Annotated in this window: 11 protein-coding genes; 10 read left to right on the forward strand and 1 reads right to left on the reverse strand. The window is 69.9% G+C overall.

Annotated elements, in window-relative coordinates; all coding sequences use genetic code 11:
* Nucleotides 1-59 precede the first annotated feature (59 nt).
* On the reverse strand, nt 60-965 hold the full coding sequence (locus tag AC2EAQ_RS01020) for a LysR family transcriptional regulator (RefSeq protein ID WP_484639821.1): 906 nt from the start codon (nt 963-965) through the stop codon (nt 60-62).
* A gap of 122 nt (nt 966-1,087) precedes the next feature.
* On the opposite strand from AC2EAQ_RS01020, the gene AC2EAQ_RS01025 reads away from it, so the two are divergent.
* The 10 genes from AC2EAQ_RS01025 to AC2EAQ_RS01070 all read left to right on the forward strand — a co-directional run bounded on the left by AC2EAQ_RS01025 (nt 1,088) and on the right by AC2EAQ_RS01070 (nt 11,307).
* Nucleotides 1,088-1,510, forward strand: coding sequence for a DoxX family protein (locus AC2EAQ_RS01025; protein ID WP_484639822.1), 423 nt, complete (start codon nt 1,088-1,090; stop codon nt 1,508-1,510).
* Between the two features lie 8 nt (nt 1,511-1,518).
* On the forward strand, nt 1,519-2,301 hold the full coding sequence (locus AC2EAQ_RS01030) for a MipA/OmpV family protein (RefSeq protein WP_484639823.1): 783 nt from the start codon (nt 1,519-1,521) through the stop codon (nt 2,299-2,301).
* A 57-nt stretch (nt 2,302-2,358) separates the two neighbouring features.
* Complete coding sequence (locus AC2EAQ_RS01035) at nt 2,359-2,715, forward strand: DUF4405 domain-containing protein (RefSeq protein WP_484639824.1); 357 nt, start codon at nt 2,359-2,361, stop codon at nt 2,713-2,715.
* 187 nt (nt 2,716-2,902) lie between these two features.
* The gene (locus tag AC2EAQ_RS01040; RefSeq protein WP_484639825.1) at nt 2,903-3,124 is read left to right on the forward strand and encodes a hypothetical protein; all 222 of its coding nucleotides are present in this window, start codon (nt 2,903-2,905) and stop codon (nt 3,122-3,124) included.
* On the forward strand, nt 3,121-3,696 hold the full coding sequence (gene tadA, locus AC2EAQ_RS01045; RefSeq protein ID WP_484639826.1) for a tRNA adenosine(34) deaminase TadA: 576 nt from the start codon (nt 3,121-3,123) through the stop codon (nt 3,694-3,696). Before AC2EAQ_RS01040 ends, tadA begins: the two co-directional genes overlap by 4 nt.
* Nucleotides 3,693-4,613 carry an LD-carboxypeptidase gene (locus tag AC2EAQ_RS01050; protein WP_484639828.1) on the forward strand — a complete coding sequence of 307 codons (921 nt, stop codon included), beginning with the start codon at nt 3,693-3,695 and terminating at the stop codon, nt 4,611-4,613. Before tadA ends, AC2EAQ_RS01050 begins: the two co-directional genes overlap by 4 nt.
* A 157-nt stretch (nt 4,614-4,770) precedes the next feature.
* Nucleotides 4,771-6,990 carry an ABC transporter substrate-binding protein gene (locus AC2EAQ_RS01055; RefSeq protein ID WP_484639829.1) on the forward strand — a complete coding sequence of 740 codons (2,220 nt, stop codon included), beginning with the start codon at nt 4,771-4,773 and terminating at the stop codon, nt 6,988-6,990.
* A gap of 26 nt (nt 6,991-7,016) precedes the next feature.
* Nucleotides 7,017-8,000: an ABC transporter permease gene (locus tag AC2EAQ_RS01060; RefSeq protein WP_484639830.1), complete on the forward strand. Its 984-nt coding sequence runs from the start codon at nt 7,017-7,019 to the stop codon at nt 7,998-8,000.
* A 2-nt stretch (nt 8,001-8,002) separates the two neighbouring features.
* Nucleotides 8,003-9,454: an ABC transporter permease gene (locus AC2EAQ_RS01065; RefSeq protein ID WP_484639831.1), complete on the forward strand. Its 1,452-nt coding sequence runs from the start codon at nt 8,003-8,005 to the stop codon at nt 9,452-9,454.
* Nucleotides 9,455-9,456: 2 nt separating this feature from the next.
* The gene (locus AC2EAQ_RS01070; protein WP_484639832.1) at nt 9,457-11,307 is read left to right on the forward strand and encodes an ABC transporter ATP-binding protein; all 1,851 of its coding nucleotides are present in this window, start codon (nt 9,457-9,459) and stop codon (nt 11,305-11,307) included.

An 11,307-nucleotide genomic window follows, 5' to 3' on the forward strand; every position in this document is an offset into this window, starting at 1 on the left:
CGGCGCCGGAAGGGCCGACGCGACCCCGTGGTACCACGCCGCGGGCCGCAGCCCGCAGGTCACGGGCCGTCCAGCCAGGCCTGGCCCTGCAGGTCCGAGAGCAGCCACTGCGCGCCGATCCCCAGGGAGCGCTTGCGGTCGTGGATCGCGAACACGCCGATCGACCCGGTGTGCACCACCGGGTCTTCGATGGCCAGCCGCACGAGGCGGCCCGCGTCGAGGTAGGGCTGCACCAGGTGGCGCGGCATCGTCCCCCAGCCGAAGCCCGCCAGCATGAACTCGAGACGGCGCGCAATGTCGACGAAGCGCCAGACACGCTGACTGACGACGCTGAAGCTCGGGCCCGGCTTCTGCTGCGGATCGGTAAGGATGAGTTGTACGTGCTCGCCGAGCACGTCGCGGGTGATGGCGCGGGTTTCCGTGGCCAGTGGGTGTGACGGCGCCACGACCGGCACCATGGTCACCTGCGTCAGCGCCGTGGCCTGCAGATCCTGCACCGTCGAAGGCATCAGCGCACACAGGCCCAGCATGGCGCTGCCGTCGCGCACGCGGCGCTCGGCAGCGCCCATGCCTTCGGTGAACAGCGTGACGGCGAGGTGCGGGTAGCGCGCCTGGAGTCCGGCCAGGCTGCGGATGACCGGCGAAGTCGGCACGAAGCTGTCGATGGCGATGGGCAGCTCGGGTTCGAGCCCGGCTGCGATGGCCTTCGAGGTGCGTTCGAACACATCGGCCTGCCGCAGCACCTGGCGCGCCTGCGCTGCGAGGGCGCGGCCGGCTTCCGTGAAGCGCGGCGTCCTGGAACTGCGGTCGAACAGCTGCAGCCCCTGGGTCTCCTCGAGCGTCTGGACGGTGTGGCTGATGGCCGACTGCACGCGGTGCAGCTGGCGTCCGGCGGCCGAGAAGCTGCCGGCGTCCTCGATGGCCACCAGCACGCGAAGCTGATCCAGGGTCAGGCTGCCGATCATGATCTATCTACTCCATAGATTCAAAGTATCAAAAGATTATCGCTTCCATAAATTGGTTGAAGCCCATAACTTTGCGCCTGTGCAGCCGGCCGTCGGCTGCAGACCACGCAAAGGACACCCCGATGACCACCGACACCCTTGTTCCTGTCCAGCCCCGCCACGGGCTCGGCGCCTTCCTGTGGCTCGCCCAGGGCGTGCTGGCTTTCTTCCTGCTCTGGGGTGCCTACATGAAGCTCGGCATGCCGCCGAGCGAGGCCGCCAAGATGGCGCCCTGGGTCGCCGCGATGCCGGGCCTGGCGACGCTCACGGGCATCGTCGATCTGCTCGGCGGGCTGGGCATCCTGCTGCCGGCCCTGCTGCGCATCCAGCCGCTCCTGAGCGTGCTGGCCGCCGTGGGAATCATCGCCCTGCAGGTGCTGGCGATGGGTTTCCATCTGATGCGGGGCGAAGCCATGGTGCTGCCGATGAACCTCGTGCTGCTGGCGCTGGGCGCCTTCGTGCTGTGGGGCCGCACCCGGGCCGTTCCCTTTGCGGCGTCGCGCTGAGGTCTGAGATGAGCATGAATCTCTTCTCGTCTGCCCGTTGGCTGCTCGGCGCGCTGGCCGCGGCCGGACTGCACGGCGCCGTGCTTGCGCAAGGCAATGACCCGGGCGCACCAGCCGACGGCTCCCGATGGGGCCTGGGCGTGGCCGTGATGTCGGAGAACAAGCCCTACCGCGAGTTCGACGACAAGACCGAGGTCGTCCCGTTCTTCACCTTCGAGAACCGCCGGGTGCGTGTCTTCGGCCCGGGCATCGAGTTCAAGCTCGGCCATGCCGGACCGGTGGCCTTCGGCCTGACGGCGACCTACGGCATGGACGGCTACAAGGCCTCCGATTCGCCCTTCCTCGAGGGCATGGCCCGGCGCCGGGGCAGTGCATGGGTGGGTGCCCGGGCCAGCCTTCGCGGTGAGCCCGGCCAGTTCAGCGCCGAATGGTCCACCGACGCCTCGGGCCACAGCGAGGGCCAGAGGCTCAAGCTGGGTCTGGAGCGCCGGTTCGCGTTCGGCGACGTGGGCATCACGCCACGGCTCACTGCGACCTGGCTGGACCGCAAGTTCGTGCAGTACTACTACGGGGTCGAGGCCGCGGAAGTGCGTCCTGGCCGGGCCCGGTACAGCCCGGGCTCGACCGTCAACACCGAAGCCGGGCTGAGGCTGGACTACAGCCTGGCGCCGCGGCAGATGGTCTTCGCCGACTTCGGCATCACGGCCCTGGGCAGCGAGATCAAGGACAGCCCGCTGGTGGGCCGCAGCAGCGTGTCGGAAGTGCGCCTGGGCTACCTGTACCGGTTCTGAACGCGCGGCCTGCGTGCCTGCGCCGGCCGATCCACTGAAACCCGGAGTTCCCGATCCATGACCCGACGTCGAATCACCGCCATCGCGCTGCTGGTGTCCTTCGTGGCGATGGCCACCTCGGGCTTGTTGATGCTGATCGTCGACAAGCCCTCGTTCTCGCTCCGGATGCACCCGGTCCACAAGCTCTTCGGCATCGTGCTGATCGTGGCGGCGCTGAGCCACATCCAACTCAACGCGCGGGCCATCGGAGCCCATCTGCGGGAACGCAGCGGCACCCTTGCCGCAGCCGTGCTGGTGGCCGCCCTGGTGTCGACCTACGCCATCGTCGCCCTGAGCCCCTTGCCGCCCGGCGTGGCCGAGCCGCTGGACAAGGCCGCCGAGCGGGCCGAGAACCGGGGCGGGGCCAGCCGCTAGGCCCGGAGGTGGCGCGCCGGAATCGCCATCGTCGACGCGGGGGAGCGGCAGTCACACGCCACAGCCGCCCTGCGGTGCCTGCGGGCCGACGAGCGGTCGGGCCCGAGACCAATTGCACAAGTGACGTCAGCCGACCTGCGGCATAGTGCGGCGGGTCGAAGGCCGGGCGTCGCCGGCGGGATGCGAGATGCGTCTGATCCTGGGAACCCTGTCGTTGCTGGTGGTGCTGGCCGTGATCGGCTTCGCCGGCCGCGCGCAGTTCGAAGGGCTGGGGCTTCGCTCCGGTGTCCAGGTGCCCGCGGCCGCCACCGTGCCGGCACAATCCGCGGCCATCCAGAACAAGGCGCGTGACGCCGCCGCCGCGGCCCTCCAGCAGGGTGCCCAGCGCGCGTCCGAGGCCAACCAATGACCGACCGCACCGCTCCCACCGCCGCGCAGGACGAGTACGCCATGCGACTGGCGCTCGATCAGGCGCTCAACGCACGCCTGGTGGGCGAGGTGCCCGTGGGGGCGGTGATCACGCACATGGTGGACGGCGTGCCCCAGGTGCTGGCCACCGGCTACAACCGGCCGATCACCACCAACGATCCCACCGCCCATGCCGAGGTGGTGGCCCTGCGCCATGCGGCCGACCTGCTGGGCAACTACCGGCTGCCCGGCTGCACGCTCTACGTCACGCTGGAGCCGTGCGCGATGTGCGCCATGGCCCTGATGCACGCGCGCTTCGCGCGCGTGGTGTTCGCCGCGCCCGACCCCAAGACCGGCGCCGCAGGCTCGGTGGTGGACCTGTTCGCCGAGCCGCGGCTGAACCACCACACGAAGGTCGAGGGCGGCCTGCTGGCCGACGCGGCCGGCAGCCTGCTGCGCGACTTCTTTGCCGAGCGGCGCGCGGCGCTTCGCGCCGAGCGCGAGGCCGCGGCGGACGCGGCGCGCCTGCCGGTGCCCGAGGTGATCGAGTCCCACTTCGGGCCGCTGGAGTGAGCGCGCAGGCCCGGTCCCTGGTGTGCTTCTCGCCCGCCGGGGTGGTGGCGCGGCCTGCGGCGGTGCGCCTGGCCGTGCGGCGCCTGCGCGCGCTGGGGTTCGATGCCCGGCTAGACGAGGCTGCGCTGGCGCGCCGGCAGCGCTTCGCCGGCGACGACGACACACGTCTGGAAGCGCTCCACCGGGTGGCCCGGCAGGCGCCGTCGGTGGCATTGGCCACGCGCGGCGGCTATGGCCTGACGCGGCTGCTCGACCGCATCGACTGGGCGCTGCTGGCGCGCAGCATCGAGCGCGGCACGCGATGGGTGGGGCACAGCGACTTCACGGTGCTGCAGGCCGGGCTGCTGGCGCACGGCGCCCGGCGTCGGCCGGTCACCTGGGCCGGGCCGCTGGCCGCGGACCACTTCGGCCGCAGCGACGCCGAGGGCGGCGTCGACGAGGTCACGCGAGACGTGTTCCTCGAGGCCCTGGGCGGCGAACTGGAGGCGGTGGGCTTTCGCACCGAGCCGGGCTTCGACGGGCTGGACGTGAGCGGCACGCTCTGGGGCGGCAACCTGTGCATGCTGACCAGCCTGCTGGGCACGCGGCACTGGCCGCGCATCAGGGGCGGCGTGCTCTTCGTGGAGGACGTGAACGAGCACCCCTACCGCGTGGAGCGCATGCTGCTGCAGCTGCATCAGGCCGGCGTGCTCGACGCGCAGAGGGCCGTGGTGCTGGGGCAGTTCAGCACCTGGAAGCCGTCGCCGCTGGACCGCGGATTCAACCTGCGCACGGTCGTTGCCCATCTGCGCGCGACGACGCGCACGCCGATCCTCACCGGCCTGCCGCATGGTCACGTGCCGACCACCGTGATGCTGCCCGTGGGCGCCCGCGTCACGCTGGCCGTGCAGGGGCGCGAGGCTTTCGTCGGCTGGTAGCCTGGGGCAGGGCAAGCCCGGCCCTGTCGATCAAGAGCCCAGGGCTAGAATTCCGCGCGCCCCCCACGAGTGTGGCCGTCACGAGCGGTCGCGTCGCGGGGCGGTTTGTTTTCTGGCGCCGCGGCGACCCCGCCGGTGGTGAGTTCTGGAGCGGTCGATGGGTTGGGTCGGGGCAGTCTGGCGGTGTGTGGCGGTGGGCGCTGTGGCGCTGGCCGCCGGCTGCGACAACAGCCCCTGGCACCGCGGCGCGGCCAGCGAGAACACGATCTACTCCGCGATGATCGAGAACACGCCACGGCATCTCGATCCCACGGCGTCCTACTGGTCGAACGACACGCTGGTGACCTACCAGGTGTACGAGCCGCCTTACGGCTACCACTACTTCAAGCGCCCGTTCGAGCTGGTGCCCAAGAGCGCGGCGAAGGTCGTCGTGCCGACCTACTACGACAAGGCGGGTCAGAAGCTGCCCGACGACGCAGCCGCGGAGCTGATCGCCGAGAGCGTCTACGACGTGCCCATCAAGCCAGGCATCCTGTTCCAGCCGCACCCGGCCTTCGCGAAGGACGAGCGTGGCCAGTACCGCTATCACGCCATGAAGCCGGGCGACGTGGGGCCGCGCCGCACGCCGATGGACTTCGAGCACACCGGCACGCGCGAGCTGGTGGCCGAGGACTTCGTCTATGCCCTCAAACGCCACGCCACCACACGCATCACCACGCCGATCTATGGCCTGTTCTCGGAGTACGTGGTCGGCCTGGCGGAGTACGGCGCCCTGATCAAGAAGGAGGACGCGGCGCTGCGCAAGGGGCTCGACCCGTCCAGCCTGGACAAGCCCTTCCTCGACTTCCGGCGCTGGCCGCTGGCGGGGGCGAGCGCCCCGGAGAAGCACCTGCTGCGCATCCGCATCAAGGGCAAGTATCCGCAGTGGAAGTACTGGATGCAGATGACCTTCATGGCCCCGGTGCCGTGGGAGGCGGACGCGTTCTATGCCCAGCCGGGCTTGGCCGAGCGGGGCATGACGCTGGACCAGTGGCCCGTGGGCACGGGCCCGTTCATGGTGACCGAGTTCGAGAAGGACCGCCGCATCACCATGGTGCGCAATCCGAACTACCGCGGCGAACCCTTCCCCTGCGACGGCATGCCCGAGGACCGCGAGGCCGGCCTGCTGGCCGACTGCGGGCGCAGGACGCCCTTCGTCGACCGCATCGTGGCGGTGGTCGAGCGCGAGGGCACCCCCCAGCGCAACAAGTTCCGCGACGGTTACTACGACCTCGAAGTCTTCGAGCGCACCGACACCGGTATATCGTATCTGGTGGAGATGCTCGATTCGCCGACGGTGCGCGCCGAGTACGAGGCCAAGGGCTTCACCTTCCCGAAGTACGCCGACGTCAACAGCTACATCATCGGCTTCAACATGCTCGACCCGGTGCTGGGTGGCGGTCCGACCCCGGAGAGCCGGGCCCGTGCGCGCAAGCTGCGTCAGTCGATCACGATCGCGATCGACTGGGACGAGTACTCCAGCATCTTCCCGAAGAAGGGCGGGCTCACCGCAATGAGCCCGCTGCCCGGCGGCATCCCCGGCTCGCGCGAGGGCACGCCCGAGGGCGTCAACCCGGTCACGCACCGCATCGTCGACGGCAAGGTGGTGCGTCGGCCGATCGCCGACGCCAAGCGGCTGCTGGCCGAGGCCGGATATCCCAACGGGCGCGACGCCGCCACCGGCAAGCCGCTGGTGATCAACTACGACTACTACGCGCCGGCCACGCCGGAGCGCAAGCCCGAGATCGACTGGATGGTGCGGCAGTTCGCCAAGATCGACATCCAGCTCGAGGTCCGCGCCACCGACAACAACCAGTTCCAGGACAAGGTGCGCAAGGGCAAGCACCAGGTGTTCTGGAGCGGCTGGAACGCCGACTACCCCGATGCGGAGAACTTCCTGTTCCTGTTTTACGGCCCCAACGCCAAGAGCGTGTCCGACGGCGAGAACACGGCCAATTACCAGAACCCGGAGTTCGACCGGCTCTTCTCGCAGCTCAAGACGCTCGAGGACGGCCCGCAGAAGCAGCAGGTGATCGACAGCATGGTGGCGATGCTGCAGGAGGACGCCCCATGGAGCATGGGTTTCTATCCCTGGGCCTCGACGGCCGTGCAGGGCTGGGTGCGCAACTCCAAGCCGGCCATTCTGGTGCGTGACCACGGGCGCTACCTGCGGCTCGACGTGCCGGCGCGCGTGGCCGCGATCGAGCAATGGAACCGGCCGGTGTGGTGGCCCCTCGTGCTGATGGCGGCCCTGGTGGTGGCCGTCGTGGCCTACGCCCGGACGAACCTGCGCCGGCGGGCCCGCACCAATGCCCGCGGCGAAGTGCTCGCCGCCTGAACCCTCACGCCGCCGGCCCCGCCACCATGCTGAACTTCATCGTCCGCCGCTGCCTGTATGGCGTGCTGGTGCTCGTCGGCGTCAACCTGGCCACGTTCTTCCTGTTCTTTACGGTCAACACGCCGGACGACATGGCGCGCCTGAACATCGGCGGCAAGCGGGTCACCACGGAGCTGATCCAGCGCTGGAAGGCCGAGCGAGGCTATGACAAGCCGCTGTACTGGAACGAGGCGGCGCAGGGTACCGAGAAGGTCACCGAGACCATCTTCTGGGAACGCTCGATCACGCTGTTCCAGTTCAAGTTCGGTCGCGCCGACAGCGAGAGCGCCGGCGACATCGGCACCGAGGTCGCGCGACGCATGTGGGTCAGTCTGCAGCTCGCGCTGCCGATCTTCGTGCTGCAGATCATCGCCAGCGTGAGCTTTGCGTTGCTGCTGGTGATGTTCCGCCACACGCGGCTGGACCTCGCCGGCGTGGTGCTGTGCGTGGTGATGCTGTCGATCTCGGCACTGTTCTACATCATCGTGGGCCAGTACCTGTTTGCCCGCGTGTTCAGGCTGGTGCCGGCATCGGGGTTCACCGAAGGTCTCGACCTCGTTCGCTTTCTCGTGCTGCCCGTGGCGCTGTCGGCCATTGCGCGTCTGGGCACCGAGGCGCGCCTGTACCGTGCCATGTTCCTCGAGGAGATCGGCAAGGACTACGTCCGCACCGCACGGGCCAAGGGTCTGGCGGAGTCCGCGGTGCTGTCACGCCACGTGCTGCGCAACGCGCTGATCCCCATCGTCACCAGCGCCGGCGGGTACCTGCCGTACGTGTTCCTCGGCAGCCTGGTGTTCGAGAGCTTCTTCGGCATTCCCGGCCTCGGCGCCTATGCGATCGAGGCGATTGGCAAGCAGGACTTCGCCATCGTGCGGACGATGGTCTTCGTGGGCTCGGTGCTCTACATCGCGAGCTACATCCTGATCGACATCATGTACACGTGGGTGGACCCCCGCGTACGTCTGGCCTGACCATGCCCAAGTTCGTCCTGCTCTGGACCGACGCCGCGCTGTGGCTGCTGACCGCGGGCCTGCTGGCCTACGTCTGGCACGTGCGGCGCCGGCAGAACCTGCGCGCGAGCTGGCGCAAGGTGTTCTGCGACGCGCCCGCGCTCGCCTCGTCGGTGGTGCTGGCGGCGTGCCTGCTCGTCACGCTGGCCGACAGCATCCACTATCGGCCGCTGCTGCCCGCCGCCCCCGGCACGCCTGCCGGCAGTGCCGCCTACGACACCCGCACGCGCTCGGTGCTGGATGCCCTGCTGAGCCGTCTCGTGGAGTCGCGCGAGACCACCTACTCGGTGCCGCTGGCGGTGGTGAGCTTCACCAAGGAGACCGTCGAGGTCGACGGACGGCAGGAGCGCGTCGCGCCGCGGCTGTTGCATGGGGGTGCCCATCTCACCGATCCGGACTCGCAGTGGGCGGGCGACGTCGCCTGGCGCGCGGCGCTGGGCGCGGCGTTGGGCCTGCTGGGCGGGCTCCTGCTGTCGGCCTTGCTGGTGGGCGCCCTGGCGCGCGCACCGGGCCAGCCCTGGCGCGAGGCCCTGGCCCATGCCTGGGAAGGCCGGGGCGGGATCCCCTGGCGCGTGGCGATGGCCACGATCGTCGTGCTTGGCGTGCTCACCGGCACCATCGCCGCGCTGGCGCTGCGCTACCACGTGTTCGGCACCGACGTCACCGGCAACGACGTGCTCTACCAGACGCTCAAGAGCGTGCGCACCGCATTCGTCATCGGTGCCCTGGCCACCCTGGCCACGCTGCCGTTGGCGGTGGTGCTGGGCATCGCCGCGGGCTACCTCAAGGGTTGGGCCGACGAGGCGATCCAGTACCTCTACACGGTGCTGTCCTCGATACCCAACATCCTGCTGATCGCAGCGCTGGTTCTGATGGTGCAGGTGTTCCTCGACAAGCACCCCGAGATGTTCGAGACCGGCCTGGAACGGTCCGACCTGAAGCTGTTCATGCTCTGTGCCGTGCTCGGGCTCACCGGCTGGGCCGGCCTGTGCCGGCTGCTGCGCGCCGAGACGCTGAAGCTGCGCGAACTGGACTACGTTCAGGCCGCGCAGGCCTTCGGCGTGGGCCCGTGGCGGATCATGGCGCGCCACATCTTCCCCAACGTCGCGCACCTGATGCTGATTGTCACCGTGCTCGAGTTCTCGTCGCTCATCCTGTACGAGGCGGTGCTGTCCTACGTGGGCGTCGGCGTGGACCCGAGCATGAACAGCTTCGGCGGCATGATCAACCTGGCCCGCAACGAGATGAACCGCAATCCGGTGGTCTGGTGGCCGTTCGCGTCGGCGTTCGTTTTCATGCTCGCGCTGGTGCTGGCGGCGAACCTGTTCGCCGATGGCGTGCGCGACGCCTTCGATCCCCGGGCCCGCGTGTTCCGCCCGCGCGTGCTGCGCAAGCCCGGCGCCAAGGCGGCCTGACCATGCTCGACATCCAGGACCTCGAGATCGGTCTCGACAGCGATGCAGGCCTTGTGCGCGCGGTGGACGGGCTTCGCCTGTCGATCGAGCGCGGCGAGACCTTCGCGCTGGTGGGCGAAAGCGGCTGCGGCAAGAGCATGACGGCGATGGCGCTGATGCGCCTGCTGCCCGACAGCGGTCATGTGCTGGGTGGGCGGGTGGACCTGGACGGCACCGACACGCTGGGCCTGTCCGAACAGGCCATGCGCGGCGTGCGGGGCGGCCGCATCGGCATGATCTTCCAGGAGCCGGGCACGAGCCTGAACCCGGTGATGAAGGTCGGCGACCAGATCGTCGAGGCGATCGAGATCCACACCACACTGCGTGGTGAGGCCGCGCGCGCCAAGGCCGTCGACTGGCTTCGCCGCGTGGGGATCCCCGAGCCCGAGCGTCGCGTCGACGAGTACCCGTTCCGCATGAGCGGCGGCCAGAAGCAGCGCGTGATGATCGCGATGACGCTGGCCACCGAGCCCGACTACCTGGTGGCCGACGAGCCGACCACGGCGCTCGACGTCACGATCCAGAAGCAGATCCTCGACCTCCTTCGCGAGTTGCAACGCGAGCAGGGCATGGGGATGCTGCTGATCACCCACGACCTGGCCGTGGTGGCCGGCATGGCCCAGCGCGTGGCGCTGATGTACGCAGGGCAGGTGGTGGAGGTGGCCACGGCCGCCGAGTTCTTTGCCGCGCCCCGCCACCCGTACGCGCAGGCCCTGCTGCGCGCGCTGCCGGACGCGGGCCGTCGCGGCCAGGCGCTGGCCGCCATCGCCGGCACGGTGCCTTCGCTGGCCACGAGCTTCGTTGGCTGCCGCTTCGCCGACCGCTGCGCCAGCGCGATGCCGCATTGCGCGGGCACGGTGCCGGAACTGATCGACGTCGGGCCGTCGCATGGCGTGCGGTGTCTGCTGCACGTCCCCGGGGCGCCATCGCCGACCGTGCCGGCGGTCGCCGCGCCCGAGGCGGCGCCGCAGCCGTCCGCGGCCGGGATGACCGAAGCAGCTTCGGCGCCCCCCGTGCTCGACGTGCACGACCTGCGGGTGCGCTTCGTGCTGCGCAAGGGCCTGCTGCAGCGGGCGGCGGGCTACTTCGACGCGGTGGACGGCCTGTCGTTCCGCATTGCGCCGGGCCGCACGCTGGCGCTGGTGGGCGAGTCCGGCTGCGGCAAGACCACCACCGGCAAGGCGATCGTTCAGCTGCTGCGCGGGCAGGCCGAGATCCAGGGGCAGGCCCTGCTCGACGGGCGCAACCTGTTCGACCTGCAGGGCGATGCGCTCCGGGCCGCCCGCCGCGACGTGCAGATCATCTTCCAGGACCCGTATGCGTCGCTCGACCCGCGGATGCGCGTGTTCGACATCCTCGAGGAAGGCCTGCTGGCGTTGCGGCCGGAACTGGATGCCGGTGCGCGGCGCCAGCGCCTGGAGGTGCTGGCCGAGCAGGTCGGGTTGCGGCGGGAATCGCTGGAGCGCTATCCGCACGAGTTCAGCGGCGGCCAACGGCAGCGCATCGCCATCGCCAGGGCGCTGGCCGTGCAGCCCCGCCTCGTGGTCTGCGACGAGCCCACCTCGGCGCTCGACGTCAGCGTGCAGGCGCAGATCCTGAACCTGCTGCGCGACCTGCAGCGCGAGCTCGGCCTGGCCTACCTGTTCATCACGCACAACCTGGGCGTCGTGGAGTTCATCGCCGACGACGTGGCGGTGATGCGCCAGGGCAGGGTGGTGGAACAGGGGCCCGCCGCCGACGTGCTGCAGCGCCCGCAGCACGACTACACCCGGGCCCTGCTGGCCGCGGTGCCTCGTCTCGGCGGAACGACCTAG

It is taken from the genome of Aquabacterium sp. T101, assembly GCF_057219775.1.